Origin of the sequence: Methylobacterium sp. E-046 (genome assembly GCF_022829625.1) — a bacterium.
Lineage (GTDB): Bacteria > Pseudomonadota > Alphaproteobacteria > Rhizobiales > Beijerinckiaceae > Methylobacterium > Methylobacterium longum.
In genome coordinates this window covers 17,815-35,982 of record NZ_JAKSYP010000034.1, presented here as the reverse complement: position 1 = coordinate 35,982, position 18,168 = coordinate 17,815, and the positions used below count along the sequence as shown (strand labels likewise).

General features: G+C 73.0%; 14 protein-coding genes. 7 read left to right on the top strand and 7 right to left on the bottom strand.

Annotated elements, in window-relative coordinates; translation table 11 throughout:
• Positions 1-467: 467 nt before the first annotated feature.
• From MKK82_RS01695 to MKK82_RS01685, 3 genes are all read right to left on the bottom strand, one after another.
• The gene (locus MKK82_RS01695) at positions 468-881 is read right to left on the bottom strand and encodes a VOC family protein (RefSeq protein WP_238292083.1); all 414 of its coding nucleotides are present in this window, start codon (positions 879-881) and stop codon (positions 468-470) included.
• A gap of 475 nt (positions 882-1,356) precedes the next feature.
• Positions 1,357-2,691: an MFS transporter gene (locus MKK82_RS01690; protein ID WP_238292086.1), complete on the bottom strand. Its 1,335-nt coding sequence runs from the start codon at positions 2,689-2,691 to the stop codon at positions 1,357-1,359.
• Between the two features lie 455 nt (positions 2,692-3,146).
• Entirely contained in the window at positions 3,147-4,718 is a 1,572-nt protein-coding gene (locus MKK82_RS01685) for an ABC transporter substrate-binding protein (RefSeq protein WP_238292088.1), read from the bottom strand.
• 307 nt (positions 4,719-5,025) lie between these two features.
• Between MKK82_RS01685 and MKK82_RS01680 the strand changes: the two genes are divergently transcribed.
• Positions 5,026-5,250: a hypothetical protein gene (locus tag MKK82_RS01680; RefSeq protein ID WP_238292089.1), complete on the top strand. Its 225-nt coding sequence runs from the start codon at positions 5,026-5,028 to the stop codon at positions 5,248-5,250.
• 188 nt (positions 5,251-5,438) lie between these two features.
• Positions 5,439-5,987, top strand: coding sequence for a hypothetical protein (locus tag MKK82_RS01675; protein ID WP_238292091.1), 549 nt, complete (start codon positions 5,439-5,441; stop codon positions 5,985-5,987).
• Between the two features lie 39 nt (positions 5,988-6,026).
• On the opposite strand, the gene MKK82_RS01670 is transcribed toward MKK82_RS01675, so the two are convergent.
• Both MKK82_RS01670 and MKK82_RS01665 read right to left on the bottom strand, forming a co-directional pair.
• Positions 6,027-6,275: a hypothetical protein gene (locus tag MKK82_RS01670; protein WP_238292094.1), complete on the bottom strand. Its 249-nt coding sequence runs from the start codon at positions 6,273-6,275 to the stop codon at positions 6,027-6,029.
• Positions 6,276-6,332: 57 nt separating this feature from the next.
• A complete protein-coding gene (locus tag MKK82_RS01665) occupies positions 6,333-6,806 on the bottom strand; it encodes a CYTH domain-containing protein (RefSeq protein WP_238292096.1) in 474 nt (157 codons plus the stop codon).
• A gap of 245 nt (positions 6,807-7,051) precedes the next feature.
• Between MKK82_RS01665 and MKK82_RS01660 the strand changes: the two genes are divergently transcribed.
• On the top strand, positions 7,052-7,510 hold the full coding sequence (locus tag MKK82_RS01660) for an NUDIX hydrolase (protein ID WP_238292148.1): 459 nt from the start codon (positions 7,052-7,054) through the stop codon (positions 7,508-7,510).
• A 143-nt stretch (positions 7,511-7,653) separates the two neighbouring features.
• Positions 7,654-7,851: a hypothetical protein gene (locus MKK82_RS01655; RefSeq protein WP_243984450.1), complete on the top strand. Its 198-nt coding sequence runs from the start codon at positions 7,654-7,656 to the stop codon at positions 7,849-7,851.
• Positions 7,852-8,724: 873 nt separating this feature from the next.
• Here the strand turns inward: MKK82_RS01655 and MKK82_RS01650 are convergent.
• The gene (locus MKK82_RS01650) at positions 8,725-11,574 is read right to left on the bottom strand and encodes a PAS domain-containing protein (RefSeq protein WP_243984448.1); all 2,850 of its coding nucleotides are present in this window, start codon (positions 11,572-11,574) and stop codon (positions 8,725-8,727) included.
• Positions 11,575-11,947: 373 nt separating this feature from the next.
• Here MKK82_RS01650 and MKK82_RS01645 point away from each other — a divergent pair, with 373 nt between their 5' ends.
• The gene (locus MKK82_RS01645; RefSeq protein ID WP_238292102.1) at positions 11,948-15,241 is read left to right on the top strand and encodes a DEAD/DEAH box helicase; all 3,294 of its coding nucleotides are present in this window, start codon (positions 11,948-11,950) and stop codon (positions 15,239-15,241) included.
• 79 nt (positions 15,242-15,320) lie between these two features.
• Positions 15,321-15,755, top strand: coding sequence for a GlcG/HbpS family heme-binding protein (locus MKK82_RS01640; RefSeq protein ID WP_238292104.1), 435 nt, complete (start codon positions 15,321-15,323; stop codon positions 15,753-15,755).
• A gap of 19 nt (positions 15,756-15,774) precedes the next feature.
• Here the strand turns inward: MKK82_RS01640 and MKK82_RS01635 are convergent, their stop codons facing one another.
• On the bottom strand, positions 15,775-16,329 hold the full coding sequence (locus MKK82_RS01635; RefSeq protein ID WP_238292106.1) for a PAS domain-containing protein: 555 nt from the start codon (positions 16,327-16,329) through the stop codon (positions 15,775-15,777).
• Between the two features lie 498 nt (positions 16,330-16,827).
• Here MKK82_RS01635 and MKK82_RS01630 point away from each other — a divergent pair, with 498 nt between their 5' ends.
• Positions 16,828-18,162: an allantoate amidohydrolase gene (locus MKK82_RS01630; RefSeq protein WP_238292108.1), complete on the top strand. Its 1,335-nt coding sequence runs from the start codon at positions 16,828-16,830 to the stop codon at positions 18,160-18,162.
• Positions 18,163-18,168 lie beyond the last annotated feature (6 nt).

Genomic DNA, 18,168 nt, shown 5'->3' with positions numbered 1-18,168 from the left:
TCGCCGTCGGCGACCCGGCCCTTGCGGTAGAGGTCGATGGCGCCGCGCAGCAGCGTCGGGTCGGTGTCGCCGGAGATCTTCGGCCGGGCCGGGTCCGGCACCTCGGGCACCGGCGCTGCCGGGGTGACGGCGGCGTCGGGCTCGTACTAAGTCCGGCCCGACGATTCCGTTCGGCTTGGCGGAGCGCCTCGACGCTCCGCCAAGCCGCCGGGGTTCCGATCTGACGTTCTGACGACGTCGCGAGCGGCCGCTTCCGAGAGGAGGCGGCCGCTCTGTCGTTCCGGCCACCGCGGGGCCGCGCGCGGCCCTGCGGGCCGGGCCCCGTTCGGCCGCGCCGGATCGAGCGCCCCCGTCCGCGCGCGCGGAGCCTCGCGCGGGGAGGGACGCCGACCGCCGCCGCCCCCGCGCACCGATCGCCTGCTGCCCCGCGCTGACGCGGCTCCAGGCGCGCGGGCGGAGGCGCCGGCTCAGTAGCCCTTCCAGAGGCCCGGGGTAGCCAGTTCCAGCAGGTGCCCGTCCGGATCGCGGAAGTAGAGGCTGACGCCGCCCCGCGGCCAGCGCGTGCGCCCCTCGACCGCGATCCCGGCAGCCGCGAGATGATCCTCCCACGACGGGAGCGCGTCCGCGTCGATCGAGAACGCGATGTGGGCCGGACCGCGGCCGTCATGGGGCGGGATGCGCCCGCCCGGCGTCTCGATCGGGCGCAGGGATGCGCCTTCCGGGAAGAGCAGGAGGACGCCGCGGCCGCCGACGTCGAAGGTGCGCATGCGGAAGTCGGTGTAGATGCAGCGCAAGCCCAGCCTGTCGCGGTAGAAGCCTTCGGCGCGGTCGAGATCCGCGACGTACAGCGCCGTTTCCAGGATGGCGTTGAGCTTGGGCACGGCGATCTCCCGTCGCGGGCTTCGGCACGGTGCGGCCAGCGCGGCCCCGGGATCGGGATCCCGGTCGGGGCGGGCCGGGGGCGCCCCGCCGACGCGGAGGCCGGGTCCGCGGGCCTGCGCGCCGCCTCGCGCCGGTTCCGAGCGCGAGCGGGACCGGATCGCGGGCCGCCGGCGACCGCGCCCGCGATCCCCATCGGCCGGGCTCGCGGTCGATCCGCCCCGCGATCCGCGCCCCCCCCCGCAGGTCTGCCGCGGTGCGGGCTTTACCGCCTCGGCCCGCCGCTTCGGCTCCCCGGGAGGACGGTCCGCGCGGCGCCGTCCCGGGCCATGGAACGGGCTTCCGGTGATCGGTGCCCCGGGCCGGGGCGGCCCGTTCTGGACCGGCCCCGGCCGGGGCTCGGCTGCAGTCGGCCGGCCGGCCGGCCGGTCCCGTGCCCGGTTCCGCGGCCGGGACGCGTCACACCCGGCGGGGCCGTCAGGCGGTCGATGGGCGGGCGGCGCCCTGGTCCGGACGCGCGGTGCGGCCCGGGACCAGCGACAGGGCCGCGGAGACCAGGGCGAACAGCACCAGGGGCACGAGGCTCAGGGTGAAGCTGCCGGTCCCGTCCTTGATCGCGCCGATCAGGTAGGGGCCGAGGAAGCCGCCGAGGTTTCCGACCGCGTTGATCGCCGCGATGCTCGCCGCCGCGGCGGCCGGCGGCATCTGCTCCGTCGCCAGCGCCCAGAACGGACCCTTGAGCATGTAGACGCCGACCGCCGCGACCGTCAGCGCCGCGACCACCGGGCCGAGCCCGGAGAGGACCGTGCCGCCCGCGAGCCCGAGCGCCAGGATCAGGAACGAGAGGGCGAGGTGCCAGCGCCGCTCCGCCGTCTTGTCGCTGTGCCGGCCCCAGAGGATCATGGCCACCGACGCGAAACCGTACGGGATGCTGTTCAGGAGGCCGGTCTCGAAATTGCCGAGGCCGAAGCTCTTGACGATCTGCGGCGTCCAGAAGGAGAGCCCGTAGCTGCTCGCCGTCGAGCCGAAATAGATGGCCGCGAACAGCGCCAGCCGCCGGTCGCGCAGCACCTCCCACATCGACGGTTTCTCGGTCTGGCCGCGCTGCGTGTTGCGCGCCGCTTCGGCCTGGAGCTGCCGCTCCAGCCAGTCCCGTTCGGCCGCCGGCAGCCAAGCCGCGTCCCTCGGCCCGTTCGGCAGCATCCACAGCACCGCCACCGACAGGAGGACCGCCGGCAGTCCTTCGAGGATGAACAGCCACTGCCAGCCGGCCAGCCCGAACCCGCTCACGTTGAGCAGCGCGCCGGAAATCGGCGAGCCGAGGAACGACGAGATCGGGATCGAGATCATGAAGATCCCGATGATCCGCGCCCGGTAGGCGGAGGGGAACCAGTAGGTGAGGTAGAGGATCACGCCGGGGAAGAACCCGGCCTCGGCGAGCCCCAGCAGGAAGCGCAGGCCGACGAACGACCACGGCCCCTGCACGAGGGCCATGGCGGCCGAGATCAGGCCCCAGGTCGCCATGATCCGGGCGATCCACAACCGCGCTCCGAAGCGCTCCAGCATCAGGTTGCTGGGGATCTCCATCAGGAAATAGCCCAGGAAGAAGATCCCGGCGCCCCAGCCGAACACCGTCGCGGACAGGCCGACATCGTGGTTCATCTGGATCGCCGCGAAGCCGACATTCACGCGGTCCAGGAAGGAGACGAAGTAGGCGAGGATCAGGAACGGCACGAGCCGCCAGCCGATCCTGCGCATCGCCGAGCGTTCGAGCGCGGTGTCGTCCAAGGAGCCTGCTATCGGGCCTGTCATGGGCCTGTCCTCGTCGCCTGTCGTGGGGTCCGGCCGGATCCCGCCGGGGGCCGGGTCGATCCAGGTCACGGCCGGGCCCGCACGGGACAGGACGGCGCCGACCGCCGCGCGGACGGTGGGAACGGCAGGCCGTCTCGGGCTTCCTCGCGGGCCGGTCAGCTCTGGCGGTGACCTGTGCCGACCCTGCTTAACCCGTTCCCGACGCGGCTGGGAAGCGCGCATGGCCCGTAGAAGCATCGGATCTGTTGAAGACGACGGCGTATTCGTAAGCTGGAATGCCGTTGAGGATCGATCAGCCCGGGTTTGGCGGGCTCCTGCAACGGTAACGCGTGCCCCTGGTCTTTGCGCGCCGCAAAGCAAGCCGGGGCGCAGGCCATCCGCGGGCCCGGCGCTGGCGGATTGCTTCGCCGCGCGCTCGGAGCGGGGCGGCCGGGGGGCCCGGCCTCCCGGACGCCTCAGCCCTTCTTCACGTTCCAGAACACCGGCACGCCGTCGAGGACGCCCGTGAGGGTGGGCTTGAACGAGGTCTGGTTGAAGTACTGCCCGAGGGGCAGGTAGGGCAGGTCGGCGAAGGCCTGCCGCTGAAGGTCGCCGGCGAGCTGCCTGCGCGCGGCGGTGTCGGGCGCGTCGAGCCACTGGTCCCGCAGGGCCTCGATCTTCCCGCTCGTCGGCCAGCCGATCGCGGCGCTCTGCCCCGTGCCGCGCAGGAAGGCGCTGACCGCCGGGTTGGCCTGATCGAGCCCTGCCCAGAAGGTGCAGAAGGCGCTCCAGCCGCCCTGGGCGACCGGGTCCTTCTTGGCCCGCCGCTGCACCACCGAACCCCAGTCCATGACCTGGTAGTCGACGTTGAAGCCGGCGCGCGTGAGCATGTCGGCCGCCACGTCGGCCAGCGCCTTCAGGCTCGGGAAGTCGGAGGCGCCCATCAGCACCACCTTCTCGCCCTTGTAGCCGGCCGCCGCCAGCGCCTTCTTGGCGCCCTCGTAGTCGCGCTTGGCTGTCAGGGCGTCGAGGCCGAGATCGCTCGCCATCGGCAGGCCGGGGCAGAAGAAGCCGGTGGGCACGTGGATCAGCTTCGGGTCCGTGCCGGTCACCGCCTGCATGAAATCGGCTTGGTCGACGACCTTCAGCAGCACCTGCCGGACCGCGGGGTTGTCGAAGGGCGGCTGGAGCTGGTTCATCCGCAGGCAGCCGATGAGGCCGGTCGGGTCGGTGATCCGCGTGGTCAGCCCGCGCAGCGTCGGCACGAGGTCGGCCGGCGGCTGCTCCCACCAATCCATCTCGCCGGTCTGCATGGCCGAGGCGGCGGTCGCCTGATCGGGGATGACGTGCCATTCGACCCGGTCGATGAAGGCGCGCTTGGGCCCGGACGTCCATTGCGGCGCGGCGCCCTCGCGGGGGACGTAGCCGGCGAAGCGTTCGTAGACCACGCGGGCGCCGACCACCCGCTCGTCCGCCTTGAAGCGGAACGGGCCGCTGCCGACCATCTCGGTCACCTGGGTGAACGGGTCGGTCTTGGCGAGCCGCTCCGGCATGATCGCGCAGATCGAGGAGCCGACCTTGCCGAGGGCGTCCGGCAGGAGCGCGAAGGGCTTTTTCAGGCGGAACTGGATCGTCCGGTCGTCGGGCGCCGTGAGTTCGTCGGTGTAGGCCATCAGCGTCTGGCCCATGGCGTCGCGCTTGCCCCAGCGGGCGATGCTGGCCACGCAGTCGCGCGCGAGCACCGGGCTGCCGTCGTGGAAGGTCAGGCCGTCCCGCAGGGTCAGCCGCCAGAGCTTGCCGTCGTCCTCGACCACGTGGCCGGCCACCATCTGCGGCTGGGCCGCGTAGGCGGCATCCGTGCCGTAGAGCGTGTCGAACACCGCCAGGCCGTGGTTGCGGGTGACGTAGGCGGTCGTCCAGATCGGATCGAGCACCGTGAGGTCGGCCTGCGGGATGAACTTGAGGGTCCGGGCGGCCGTGCCCTGCGCCAGCGCCGGGGCGGCGAGCGCGGCGCCCGAGAGAGCCATGAAAGTCCGTCTATCCAGCATGCCAGCCTGCTCCGTCCGGTAAAGACTGAGGGATCGTAGCATAGGGCGGGCCATGCGGTGCTACAGGGCACGCGACCATACGGGGGGCGCCGGGGCTCGCCGCCGCCGCCGGGCGGTTCCCGGGCCTGCTCGAACTCGACTGGCCAAAACCACATTCGGCCTGTGCAAATCGGTAAGAACAAGCTTTCGTCAAGATAATGGCTTTATCCGCGGCCATGGAGCGGCGTCGCTCGGGCGCGATCCCGACCCTCGAACCGCGGCCGCCCGCCCGTCCCGCGAACGGGCCGCGCAGACCAGGATTATCTCGATGAACTTCACCGTGTCCGCACGCCTGTCCGCGCGCCGGTTCGCCTATCAGCATGCCTCCGTGCTCGCCGCCTTGGACCAGGGCATGAGCCTGATCGCGGCCGGGATGGCCGATGTCACGATCACCGACGGCAACGGCCGGGCCCGGACCCCCGCGGCGGTGTACCAGTCCCTGTTCGGGGCCGGGCTGGCGCAGGTCCGCGCGGTCCAGGCGCAGGCGGCCTGAACGGACGGGAAGTCGGTCCCGGTCGGGCCGCCGATCCGTCATGCAGACGGTCGCCGATCGTGGAGACAAGCACAGGAAAGTTGACGAGTACCGGTTCGTCTTTCTGGACATTCTCCGAGATCAGGCATAGCCTCCGAGTGTTCGCGTCGCCGATGTGCCGGCTCGAATGCTTCCGGAGATCGTCTTACATGAAGCGCCGCAGCGCGCGACCGTTCATGGTCGAAGTCAAGAACACCCGGGCCGGACGGGCATCGCTGACCTCCCCCAACGTGCGGACGCGGCCGGACGCGAACCTGTGGCAGGAACTGGCTGAGGCCGAGGCGAGGCCGCCGCAACCGGATATTCAGCTTCCCGCGCCGCCGCGGCCGGCGCGGAAGGAGCCAGAGGCGCCGGCCCGCCGTGTCCTGCCGAGCCTCGTCCCGATGTTCGAGCCTCCGGCGGAGCCCGAGCCTGAGGCCGTCGCGCCGCCCGTGCGGCGGCCACGGACGCGCAGCGAGCGGGCTCCCGCGGTCGCTCAGGCCGCGGCCGCACCCCCGGCGCCGAAACCGGCGGCCAAGCCCCGCCCCGCCGCAGCGCGACCCGAGCCCCCCGCCGCGTTCGCCGTCGAGCCGACCGTGCGCGCGCCGAAGGCCGAGCCCGCTGAAGGCCCGTCGCCCCGCCCCGCGCCCTGGCGCCGGACCAAGGAGTTGCGGCTCGGCGAGCGCTGGAAGCGCCGCCTGCCCCCGTTCGCCCGCTGACCGGACTCCGAGCCGGCGGGTTTCGGGTTGCCCGCAGCCTCAGGCGAAGAACGGCCTGAAATTCTCCACCCAGCCGCGCAGCCACGCTTCGCAGCCCTGCTGGGCGCCGTGAGCATCCTGCCCGTGGCCCCAGATGTCCTCGACGAGGGGACTCCACCACGTCCACAGCCGGTTCGATCCGTCGTACTCGCAGATCCCGACCACGACGGCTCCGACCTGTCCGACGTAGCGCGGGAGCGGCACGCCGGCGGTCACGTCCTGGGTCCAGGTGATCAGGCTCTGAGGCATCCCGTTAGAACGGCGCCGCGCCCCGGACGTTCACTCCGCCGCCCGCGCGCCCCGGTCTTACGCGGCTTCCCGCTCCGACGGCGCACCCGCGGCCAGCCGCGAGTTGCGGTAGCGCGGATCCGCCGTGACCTCCCGCTCGGTCCAGGGCGGCACCACCACCGGCTGGTCCTCGCGCTCGAGTTCGATCTCCGCCAGGATCAGGCCCGCGAGCGCCCCGCCGAACACGTCGACGTCCCAGACCGCACCGGCGTGCGCGACCCGATAGCGGGTCTTCTCGAGGCGGCGGCCGGGCGGCACGCGGGCCAGGAGCGCCGCGCCGTCCCGCGGCGCGATGGCAAACTCGATCTCGTCCCGGCAGGCGCCGCGCCGGGAACTCTTCCAAGTGATCAGCGTGCGATCCTCCGCCTGGCGGATGCGGATCGTGTTGGCGTCGTCGGTGTAGAGATAGCCCTGAACGAAGTGTGTTCCCGACCGGCACAAGGCCAGCACGGACGGGTGCGCGATGAACTTGCGCTCGATTTCGACGGGCATGCCGCGACTCGCTGCCGTTGGACGGAAGAGGTTTCGCGGACCAGCGCCCACAAGACAAGCGGGGCGGCGGTGCCCGAGCGCAGCGTTACAGGCATGGCTCGCTGATCACCGTGACCGGATGCAAATTCGCCATCTTCAACTATGTAAAACCCTTGCGTGTCGGGTAATTGCAGATTCGCCCGGAGAAGAACCACCCTCTTTCGTTCCCGAGGTCAGCGCTGAAGACGGCATCCAAGCGGTCGAACCTGAAGAAGCTGTTGCGGAGGGCCCAGGCCAAGCCGCTCAAGCAGGTTGCGGCCTTGCCGTTCCGTGTCGGGGCGGACGGCCGTCTCGAGGTGCTGCTGATCACCTCGCGCGATACCGGCCGCTGGATCATCCCCAAGGGCTGGCCGATGATCGGCCGGAAGGCCCACCGGGCCGCCGAGCGGGAAGCGTTCGAGGAGGCCGGGCTGCAGGGCCGGATCGCCGCGAGTCCGGTCGGCTGGTACCGCTACGAGAAGCGCCTCGACCACGGCCAGGCGCTCCCCTGCAAGGTCCGCGTCTACCCGCTGCGGGTCGAGGTCCAGCACGAGCGCTGGCCGGAGCGGGATCAGCGCACGCTGCGGTGGTTTCCCCCGGAGGAGGCGGCGCGCCTCGTCCACGAGGACGAACTCCAGCGCCTGCTCGTGGACTTCACGGCGCCACCGGTCGACGGCCGCACCTGAGCGGCCCGGACGCTGCGACGGTCCGGGTGAGGAACCGGCCGGTCCCTCCGCCGTTGAATCGATAGATTGGATCGTTTCTAAGTTCCAAGTCTTCGTTCCACTGCAGGGCGGCCCGGGGCCGCCGAGCCCCAGGAGCCTGATTCATGAACGCGAAGTGTGAGAGCTGCCGGTTCTTCGACGAGCACAAGGGCAACGGTGCCGTCGCGCAGAACGATGCCGGCCTGTGCCGCTTCAACCCGCCCGTCAGCCAGCCCGCGCCCTACTCCAAGGGCCTCTGGCCGGTGGTCGCCGCCCAGGATTGGTGCGGCCACTACACCCCCGAGATGACCGCGGCGGAGTAAGGGCCGCCCTGATCGGGCGGCCGGGATCCTTCCCGGCTGCCCGGTCGCGTTCACCCCGTCATCCGCTTCGACCCCGCCATCCTCGCGAGGGCAGGGCCGTGATCCGGAAGCGTGAGGGTCCCCGACCCGACGCCGAGTCCGGAGCGTGGCTCCGCTCGCGGGGATGTCTGCGTGTCCACGCGTGCCGGATGCGGGTCCCAGTCGAGGGCGTCGGTCGAAGCTTCGCTCCGTCCTCGCGGACGCGGCACCCGACCCGGGGCGGGGCCGGGTGGACCGGGGAACCCGCCCTCCATCGAGCGCCGACGACTCCGCCCCGCGGCGCCGACATCCCTCGGCATCCCCGCCGCGGGCAAAAAAAGACCGCCTCGGGTGAAGCGGTCCGGAGTCTTGGGAGGAACGCCCACGCGGGGCTGCAGCACGGCGATGCCATCGCGGTGCTGCACGGCGTCAACCCGGCCGTAATGGTCTTGTTCCGGGCCGCGCCCCGGCGGACCCAGCTCCGCATGCCCCCTCCGCGGCGGGCGCCGGGGAGGGGCGACCGGAGCGCTCGAACGGGGCCGGAGCTTGCCGTCGGCGAACGCGGCCCGGTCGGGCCGCTCCGGGCCCGCTCCACACGCATGAGGCCTCGCCGGGGTGCCCCGACGCGGTCGGTCCGCTGGGCGTCGCGCCGGGGCCGCCTGCCGCCGACGTGCGGGAGAGGGCGGCGCCCGGGCTCCCCCTCGCGGGGAGGGGGCCGGTTCAGGTCGGCGGGACCGGCGGGGTCCTGTGGGCGGCTTGGCCCTGTCGTGCCGGATCCGGGTCGCTGCGACGACAGGCTTCGGCGACGCGTCAGGGGAGCCCTGAAGATCTGCCCGGCGCGTCGAGCCAGGACCGTCAGTCCCGCGCGCGCGCGTCCGCGGCCGGTTCGCCCGCGGCGGGTCGGGAGGCACCCGCGCCCGGCCGTCCGCGCCGCTTCGCCGCCTCGTAGAGAACCTGGGCGAGCTGCTGCGCCGAGTAGGGTTTGCGCACGAGGGCGAAGCCGTGGGTGTCGTCCGTGGCGAGCACGTGGCTGTAGCCCGAGGTCAGCACCACCGGCAGGTCGGGGCGGCTGCCCTGTAGCTGCCGGGCGAGGGCGAAGCCGCCCATGCCGGGCATGACCACGTCCGAGAAGATCACGTCGAACCGGTCCGGCGTCCGGGCGAGTTCGGCCAGCGCTTCCTCGGCGGATTTCGCCCAGATCGGGGCATGGCCGAGATCCTCCAAGATCTGGGTGCAGAACCGCCCGACCCCGAGATTGTCCTCCACCACGAGGATGCACAGGCTTCGCTGGGGCTCGGCGTCCCGCCGGTCGTCGCGGCCGTCATCCACCGACGCCGCGGAGGCCTCGACCTGCGGCAGGTACAGGGTGAAGGTCGTGCCGCCGCCGACCGCGCTCGCGACGTCGATGTCGCCGCCCGACTGCTTGGCGAAGCCGATCACTTGGCTGAGGCCGAGCCCGGTGCCTTTGCCGATCTCCTTGGTGGTGAAGAACGGCTCGAAGATCCGGCCGAGATCCGCGGCCGGGATGCCCGCCCCCGTGTCGACGACCCGGACGGCTACGAACGGTCCCCGCGCACCGGCATGCCCGCGGATCGGGGGCATCGGCCGGTCGCCCTCGAGGCGGAGCGTCAGGCCGCCTTCCCCATCCATGGCGTCCCGGGCGTTGACCGCCATGTTGATCAGCGCCGTCTCGAACTGGCTCTCGTCCGCGCGCACGAAGCGGGGCGCGTCCGGCAGCTCGATGGCGACGCGGATGCGCGCGCCGGTCACCGAATCGAGCATGTCGGCGATGCTGCGCAGGCGGGCGCCGATGTCGAAGACCTGCGGCTTGAGGGCCTGCCGCCGCGCGAAGGCGAGGAGCTGGCCGGTGAGCTTGGCCGCCCGGTCGACGGTGTCGGAGACCGCGTCGAGGTAGCGGCGGCGGCGTTCCTCCGCGAGGTCGGGCCGGCGCAGGAACTCGACGGAGGAGCGGATGATGGTCAGGAGGTTGTTGAAGTCGTGCGCCACCCCGCCGGTGAGCTGGCCGATCGCCTCGAGCTTCTGCGATTGCCGCAGCGCCTCCTCGGCCTGCCGCTGCTCGGTGATGTCGCGCCCGAATCCATAGAACAGCCCGTCCTCCGGGACCACGGTCCAGAGCACGCGGCGCCGGTCGCCGGCCTGGGTCCGGCAGGACAGCTCGACATCCTCGACGCGGCGATCCGCGCAGAGCGGCCGCAGGGCCGCGTGCGCCGCCTCGCGCTCGGTCGGCGCCACGAAATCCAGGGCGGGCCGGCCCAGGGTCTCGGCCTCCGACCAGCCGAGGGCCCGGCTCCAGGAGGGATTGACCGAGTGGACCCGTCCGTCCCGGTCCGAGACGAGCTTCAGCACCGGCGAGAGCGTCCAGACCCGGTCGCGGTCGCGGGTCTGCGCGGCGACCTGCGCCTCCAGGCGCTCCGCCCGGGTCTGGAGCAGCGCCTCGATCCGCTTCCGCTCGGAGACGTCGTGCGCGAAGACGTAGAACCCGTCGACTCGTCCCGCGGCGTCGCGGCGCGGAAGGTAGCGGGTGTCCGCGGTCCGGACCTCCCGATCCGGGAAGGTCCAGACCCATTCGTGGCGGACCTCGTGCCCGGCGAGGGCCTGCTCGATCGCCGGGCGCCGGGCCTCGAACGCCTCCGGGCCGAGCAGCTCCTGCACGGTCCGGCCGACGACGTCCGCGGCGGACTGGCCCGTCCAGGTCTCGTAGGCGGCGTTGGCGAACTGGTACACGAGGCTGCGGTCGATGAAGGCGATCAGCACCGGCATGGCGTCCGCCACCAGCCGGAGTTCGGCCTCCCGCGCCTGGAGCGTCAGCTCGTTCCGGCGGCGCTCCGTGATGTCGTTGAATAGGACGGCGACCCGGTTCCGCGCCGGCCCGTCGACCCGGTAGGCGTGCACGTCGTACCAGCGGCCCAGCGCCTCGGCCGCTTGCTCGAAGCGGATCGGCTCGCCCGTGAGCGCGACCCGGCCGTAGAGATCGAACCAGTGCTGCTCGTGGCCGGGCACGAGGTCGCGCATCGAGCGGCCGATCACGTCCCGCAGGCCCGTCTGCCGCTCGAAGGCGGGATTGACCTCCAGGAAGCGGTAATCGACGGCGCGGTCGCCGTCCGCGAACGTCATCTCGACGAGGCAGAACCCGGCATCGATGAACGCGAACAGCGAGCGGTAGCGTTCCTCGTTCCGGCGCAGGGCCGCCTCGGCGCAGCGGGAGTCCAGCTGCGTCATCACGGTCCGTGCGAGCGCCTTGAGGATGAAGATCTGCTGGTCCGACAGGGTGCGCGGCTCGCGGTCGAGGACGCAGAGCGTCCCGATGGCCCAGCCGTCCGGCGTCACCAGGGGCACGCCGGCGTAGAAGCGCAGGTGCGGCTCGCCGGTCACCAGGGGGTTGGCGGCGCTCTCCGGGACGGCCGCGAGATCCGGCAGCACGAGGACGCCGTCCTCGCGCATCGCCTCCGTGCAAAACCCGAAATCGAGCGGCATCTGCCGCGGCGGATGGCCGAAGGCGGCCTTGATCCACTGCCGGTCGGCGTCGATGAAGTTGATGTGCGCCATCGGCGTGCCGCAGGCCTGGGCGGCCATCTCGGCGATCTCGTCGAATTCGCGCTCCGGCGGCGTGTCGAGGATGGCATAGGCCCGCAAGGCGGCGAGTCGCTGAGAATGCTGGGGCTCGAAGCCCGACAGGGTGGGCATTGTCTCGTTCCGCGACACGGGAGCGTCATAGCCCACGCCTCCGACCCTCCCAAGTGAGTCCTTGCAACGCTGAACCGGCGACGTGGCGAACCATTGGTTTCCGCGACGGTAAGCTCTTGAGGGGCTGAACCGGATCCCGCCGCGGGCCGAATTTGTCCGGCCTCCTCGACGGGTTGCCCCACCTGCGGATGCCCGCACCCGCGGAGTCGGATCGGGGCCGCGGCCCGTCTGCCTTGAGCCGCGCGGGCCCCGCGGGGGGCGCCCGCCGCGCGCCGTGCCGCCTGTGGATCGGATCGCCGCGGACGGGAGCCCGCGGGGCCGATGCGGCGTTGCCGGCTCAAAGGGACAGGCTCGGGACAGGTTCGGATCAGGCATGGCCAAGCGCAGGACGAAGGCGGACGCGCAGCAGGGACTCGAGGACGCGCCGCTGATGCCCACCGGCGCCCTGGCGGTGGCGCTGCTGGCCCTCGCCGAGGGGCCCGGGCCGGTCGTGCACGTCGCGCGGGATGCCCGCCGCCTGGACGAGCTCGCCGCGACCCTCCGGGCCCTCGATCCCGACGCGCGGGTCGCGGTCTATCCCGAATGGGATTGTCTGCCCTTCGATCACGCCTCGCCGTCGCGGGCCACGATGGGCGCACGGGCCGCCGTGCTGCGCTGGCTGACCGACCGGGGCGCCCTGCCGGACTTCGTGCTGACGACCGCCCCCGCCCTGGTCCAGCGCGTGCCGCCGCCGGAGACCTGGGCCGCGGCCCGTGTGACCCTGCGGATCGGCGATCCCCTCGACGTCGCCGCCGCGACCGCCGACCTGAAGCGCCTCGGCTACATCCTCGACGAGCGGGTCGACGAGCCCGGCGAGATCGCGGTCCGCGGCCGCACCGTGGAGGTGTTTCCCGCCGCCGCGCCGCGCCCCTGCCGGATCGAGCACGCGGAGGGCCGCGTCACGGCGATCCGCTCCTACGACCCGATCTCGCAGCGCTCGGTGGCGGAAGCGGACGCGCTCGTCATCGACCCGGCCACCGAGATCGTCCTGGAGCCCGGCTCCGGCCAGAGCTTCGCGCCGTTCACCGGCCAGGAGCACCGCCTGGACCGCTACTATCCGCGCCTCGTCACCCTCCTGGACTACGTGCCCGAGGCGCGTCTCGCGGTCGAGGACGGCGCGCAGGCGCGGATCGACGCCTTCTACGAGCAGATGGACGAGGCGCGGGGACGGCTCAAGGCCCGCGACGAGCGGGGGCTGGCCGGCGCCAGGCTCTATCTCACCCCCGCGGCGTGGCGCGACATCGTCGTCCGCCACGGCCGGCTCGCCGCCACCGAGGCGGCCGGCGAGTCCCGCACCATGCCGTCCCTCGCCGGGGAGCGCCGACCCGGGACGGCCTTCGCCAAGGTCATGCGCGAGCGGCTGAAGGCCGGCGACGTGGTCGTCCTGGCCGGCACGGTCCGGCCCCTCCGGCGCCTCGTGCGCCAGGCGGGTAAGATCGCTGAGCGCCCGATCCGCCTGATCGACGGCTGGGCCGACGTGGCGGCGGCGGCGCCCGGCGACGTGCTCGCCCTGGAGGCGCCGCTGGCAGCCGGGTTCCGGGTGCCCGAGCAGGGCGCGACCGTGATCGCCGCCGCCGACCTGTTCGGCCCCGAGGCCGCGGTCGCGGGCGGCGTCCGGGCGATGCTGCCGATGGGGGAGGTCGACCTGCGCCCCGGCGACGTCGCCGTCGACCGCGACCACGGCCTGTGCGTGTTCGAGGGGTTGGAGCAGGTCGCGACCCAGGGTGAGGAGCCCTCCGAGGCCCTGCGCCTGCGCTTTGCCGGCGACGCGATCCTGATGGTGCCGGTCTCCCAGGCGGACCGGATCTGGCGCTACGGGCCGGAGCCCGACGCCGTCACCCTCGACAAGCTCGACGGCGGCACCTGGCCCCGGCGCCGCCTGGAGGCGGAGGCCACCATGGCGCGGACCGCGCGCCTGATGCTGGAGGCCGCCCGCGCCCGCCGGGAAACGGAAGCCCCGGTCTTGGCGCCCCCGGCGCGGGAGATGGAGCGGTTCGCCGCCGGCTTCGGCTTCGCCCCGACCCCCGACCAGGCCGCCGCGGTGGACGCCCTGATGGGTGATCTGGCCTCCGGACGGCCAATGGACCGGCTGGTCTGCGGCGATGTCGGCTTCGGGAAGACCGAGGTGGCCCTCCGGGCGCTCGCCGCCGCGATCTTCGCCGGCAAGCAGGCGGCCCTGATCGCCCCCACCACCGTGCTGGCGCGCCAGCACGCCGAGACCCTGCGCCGCCGCTTCGGCCGGTTCGGCATCGAGGTCGCGCAGCTCTCGCGCCTCGTGGCGCCGGCCGAGGCCAAGCGCGTCAAGGCGGGGCTCGCCGACGGCGCGATCCGGCTGGTGGTCGGCACGCACGCCCTCGCCGGCAGCGGCGTCCGCTTCTCCGATCTCGGCCTGACGGTGATCGACGAGGAGCAGCGGTTCGGCGCCAAGATGAAGGCGGACCTGCGCCGCCTCTCCGAGGGCGGGCACGTGCTGACGCTCACCGCGACCCCGATCCCCCGGACGCTCCAGGCGGCCCTCGTCGGTCTCCAGAGCCTCAGCGTGCTGGCGACCCCCCCGGCGCTCCGCCAGCCGGTCCGCACCGTGGTGGCGCCCTTCGACGCGGACGCGGTCCGCGAGGCGCTCATCCGCGAGCACCGGAGGAGCGGCCAGAGCTTCGTGGTCTGTCCGCGGATCGAGGATATCGGCCCCATGGCCGAGCGCCTGCGCGCCCTCGTGCCGGGCCTCGACATCCTAGTGGCGCACGGCGACCTGAAGCCGTCGGCCATGGACGAGGTCATGGTCCGCTTCGCGGAGGGCGACGGCGACGTGCTGCTCGCCACAGCGATCGTGGAGAGCGGCCTCGACGTGCCCCGGGCCAACACCATGCTGGTCTGGGAGGCGGCCCGGTTCGGGCTGGCGCAGCTCCACCAGCTGCGCGGGCGGGTCGGCCGCGGGCAGCGTCGCGGCACCGTCCACCTGCTCAGCGACCCGGGCGCGCCCCCGCCCGCGGCGGCCCTCCAGCGCCTGCGCGCCCTGGAGGCCCTCGACCGCCTCGGCGCCGGCTTCGCGGTGAGCGCCCGGGACCTCGACCTGCGCGGCGCCGGCGACCTCGTCGGCGAGGATCAGGCCGGCCACGCCAAGCTCGTCGGGCTCGGTCTCTACCAGCACCTGCTGCAGCTGGCGCTGACCGCCGCCAAGGGCGAGCGCGCCGAGGATTGGAGTCCGGAGATCGAACTCGGCCTGCCGAGCCGGATCCCCGAGGACTACGTCCCCGAGCCGGAGATCCGCCTGAGCCTCCACACCCGGCTCCTGCGCCTGCGCGAGCCCGAGGCGATCGAGGCGCTGGCCGGAGAGGTCGAGGATCGCTTCGGCACAGCGCCCGCCCCGGTGCTCGCCCTGTTCGACCTCGCGCGGCTGCGCGCGGCCTGCTGCGAGCTGGGCGTGGCCCGGCTCCGGGGCGGTCCGCAGGGCGTCGCGGCCGACCTGCGGCCCGACCGGCCGCTGCCCGCGATGGCGGCGGCGGAGGGCATCGTCCTGCGCGCGGGGCGGGTGGTGTGGAAGCGTCCCTGTCCCGAGGCGGCGGCCTGCGCGGAGCTGGCATCCGAGCTCCTCGAACGCGTCCGCGCGGCCCGGGAACGCGCCGCCTGAGCCTGCACCGGCCGAGCTTGCGCGAGGCTGGACAAACGGTCACAGGCTGTCGCGCAGACAACGCGAACGGGAGGGTCCCATGCACGTTACGATCGAGCAAGCCGAGACGGCGATCGCCGCCGCCCGGGCCAAGGCCACGGAGCTCGGCACCCAGATGTGCATCGCGGTGGTCGATTCCGGCGGCAACCTGAAGGCGTTCCACCGCATGGACGACGCCTGGGTCGGGTCCATCGACATCGCCCACAAGAAGGCCAAGACGTCGGTCTTCTTCGGCATGATGACCGGCCAGATCGGGCAGCTGTCCCAACCCGGCGGCCCGCTCTACGGGATCGAGCACTCGAACGACGGCCTGATCACATTCCCGGGCGGGATCCCGATCGTCGATGCGGACGGCGTGATGTCGGGGGCCATCGGTGTCAGCGGCTCGACGGTGGAGAACGATCACACCGTCGCGGAGGCCGGCGCCAAGGCCATCGGCCGGACCGAGCTGCCGGCCCATCCCTGGCGGACCTGAGGGCCGGCATCGCCCGCCCTCAGGGCATGCGCCCGGCGAGCGTGCGGCCGATCCCGAGCAGCAGCATGCCGGAGAGCATCTGCAGATGGGTGTCCCCGTGGCGTTCGAGCGCCGCGTGGGCCTGGATGCCGTGATCGGCCGCGGCCTCCAGCGCGCCGCCCGGCCCCGGGCCGGCGCCGTTCGTGAGCCGCCCTGAGCGCGTGTAGAGATCGGTGACGTCGAGATACGCGCCGCGCCCGTGCAGCATGCCCGACGGATCGGAGGCCAGGAACCCCCGATTGAGGATCCAGCGGACTTCGCCCGGCCCGGACAGCACGCGGAATTCGAGGGAGACCGGTCCGCCGGTCTGCCGGACGCGGCGGATCTTCCCGAAGACCCAGTCCCGATCCTCGGGATGGACGCGTCCGAGCGCGGTCTCGAGGGCGAGCGGTTGGCCGGCGAGGTCCGGGTTTCCGGCCAGCACGGTCGCGGCGCCCGCGTCGAGCACGGACCGGCCCGCGGGGACGTCGGTGTCCCAGGTCCCGACGAATCCTGCCGCCCGCAGGGCAGCCATTGCCTCGGACGACAGCTGCATCAGGCCCCCCTCGCGTTATTGCAACCTATGTTTGTGCACTGATGCACGATTGCCCGAGAGACAGTCAGCCTGCAACCGGCCTGTCCAGGGGGGCGACGTTTCCCGGGAGTTCGGCCGCCTCTGACATGGTGTCGCGGTGGTGGGTGCCGGCCCGCCGGGCGGCGCACCCGGCCCGGTGAAGAGGATGCGTGACCCCGGCCCGATCTCCGGTGGGCGGTGACGGGCCTAGTTCGGGTCGGGTGCGGCGGATACGTTGCGAGATTCTGCTGGAGACGCCTCGCCTGTATGCCGCGCGGTCCAGGAGGGGCGCGCTGTTTGCGGATCCGTCGCCCTGAAGGCGGTCTCGTCCGAGCGGGATGCCGATCCTGGCAGCCCACCCCTCGCGCAGATGCCGAGGCGTCGCCGCTGTCGGGTGCGCGATCGGGGTTCCTGTCCCTGGTGCCCGCCGGAATCAGGGCCTAACCTCGCCGGCTCCCGCACGCATTCGCCAGAGGCTCCATGGTTCGCATCACGGACCGCACCAACCTCCCGCTCTCGCAGGACCGGCTCTGGGACAGCCTCATGGAGCTCGCCCGGATCGGCGCGCTCCCCAACGGCGGCAACGACCGGCAGACCCTGACGGACCGCGACGCCGAGGGGCGCGCCCTGTTCCGGCGCTGGGGCGAGGCGGTGGGGCTCACGCTCACCGTGGACCGGGTCGGCAACATGGTCTTCCGTCGCCCGGGGCGGGATCCGACCCGCAAGCCGGTCGCCATCGGCAGCCACCTCGACACCCAGCCCACCGGCGGCAAGTTCGACGGGCCGCTCGGCGTGCTCGCCGGCCTGGAGATCATGCGGGCGCTGCACGAGGCCGGGATCGAGACCGAGGCGCCCCTCCTGCTGATCAACTGGTGCAACGAGGAGGGCTCGCGCTTCGCGCCGCCGATGAGCGGCAGCGGCGTCGCCATGGGGATCGTCCCGGAGGCCGAGATCATGGCCACCCGGGATCTCGCCGGCCACGTCTTCGGTGACGAGCTGCGGCGGATCGGCTGGCAGGGCGAGGCGGATCCGGCCGCGCTGCAGGGCATCGGCGCCTATTTCGAGCTGCACATCGAGCAGGGCAAGCGCCTGGAGGATGCGGGCTTGACGATCGGCGTGGTCGACCGGGCGCTGGCTCAGATCTGGTACGAGATCACGGTGCTGGGCGAGGAAGCCCATGCCGGCAGCCCCATGGCCGGCCGGCACGACGCGATGATGGCCGCGGCGGCCCTGATCGCCGCGCTCGAAGACATCGCCCGCGATGCGGTCGGCGCCGGGGACGAGCGCGGTCGCGCCACCGTGGGCGTGCTGACCGCCGAGCCGGCGAGCCGCAACATCACGCCCGGCCGGGTCTGGTTCAGCCTCGACACCCGCCACGGCGACACCGAGCAACTGGAGGCGATGCGGGCGCGGATTCGCGCCCGGGCCGACGCCCTGGCGGCGGAGCGGGGCGTCTCGATCCGCGTCGCGGAGTTCTGGCGCGCGCCGCCGACGCCGTTCGACCCGGTGCTGGTGGACCGTGTCCAGACGGCCGCCGAGGCGCGGGGACACGCCTGGACGCGCATGCCCACCGCGATCTACCACGATGCCGTCTACTGCGCCCGCGCGGTCCCGGCGGCCCTGGTGTTCTGCCCCTGCCACGGCGGCATCAGCCATAACGAGGCCGAGAGCATCACGCCGGACTGGGCCCGGGCCGGCATGGAGGTTCTGGCCGACGCGGTCCTGACGACGGCGGGTCTGGCACCGGCAGGCTCGGCAACGTCTGGCTCGGCAACGTCTGGCTCGGCACCGGCGGGTTCGGCCGCGCGCGCCTGAAGGGAC

Excerpts from the sequence above, each read along its gene's own strand:
- MKK82_RS01690 (WP_238292086.1), bottom strand. The coding sequence starts at position 2,691 with ATGACAGGCCCGATAGCAGGCTCCTTGGACGACACCGCGCTCGAACGC.
- MKK82_RS01685 (WP_238292088.1), bottom strand. The coding sequence starts at position 4,718 with ATGCTGGATAGACGGACTTTCATGGCTCTCTCGGGCGCCGCGCTCGCC.
- MKK82_RS01680 (WP_238292089.1), top strand. The coding sequence starts at position 5,026 with ATGAACTTCACCGTGTCCGCACGCCTGTCCGCGCGCCGGTTCGCCTAT.
- MKK82_RS01675 (WP_238292091.1), top strand. The coding sequence starts at position 5,439 with ATGAAGCGCCGCAGCGCGCGACCGTTCATGGTCGAAGTCAAGAACACC.
- MKK82_RS01670 (WP_238292094.1), bottom strand. The coding sequence starts at position 6,275 with ATGCCTCAGAGCCTGATCACCTGGACCCAGGACGTGACCGCCGGCGTG.
- MKK82_RS01665 (WP_238292096.1), bottom strand. The coding sequence starts at position 6,806 with ATGCCCGTCGAAATCGAGCGCAAGTTCATCGCGCACCCGTCCGTGCTG.
- MKK82_RS01655 (WP_243984450.1), top strand. The coding sequence starts at position 7,654 with ATGAACGCGAAGTGTGAGAGCTGCCGGTTCTTCGACGAGCACAAGGGC.
- MKK82_RS01650 (WP_243984448.1), bottom strand. The coding sequence starts at position 11,574 with ATGCCCACCCTGTCGGGCTTCGAGCCCCAGCATTCTCAGCGACTCGCC.
- MKK82_RS01645 (WP_238292102.1), top strand. The coding sequence starts at position 11,948 with ATGGCCAAGCGCAGGACGAAGGCGGACGCGCAGCAGGGACTCGAGGAC.
- MKK82_RS01640 (WP_238292104.1), top strand. The coding sequence starts at position 15,321 with ATGCACGTTACGATCGAGCAAGCCGAGACGGCGATCGCCGCCGCCCGG.
- MKK82_RS01635 (WP_238292106.1), bottom strand. The coding sequence starts at position 16,329 with ATGCAGCTGTCGTCCGAGGCAATGGCTGCCCTGCGGGCGGCAGGATTC.
- MKK82_RS01630 (WP_238292108.1), top strand. The coding sequence starts at position 16,828 with ATGGTTCGCATCACGGACCGCACCAACCTCCCGCTCTCGCAGGACCGG.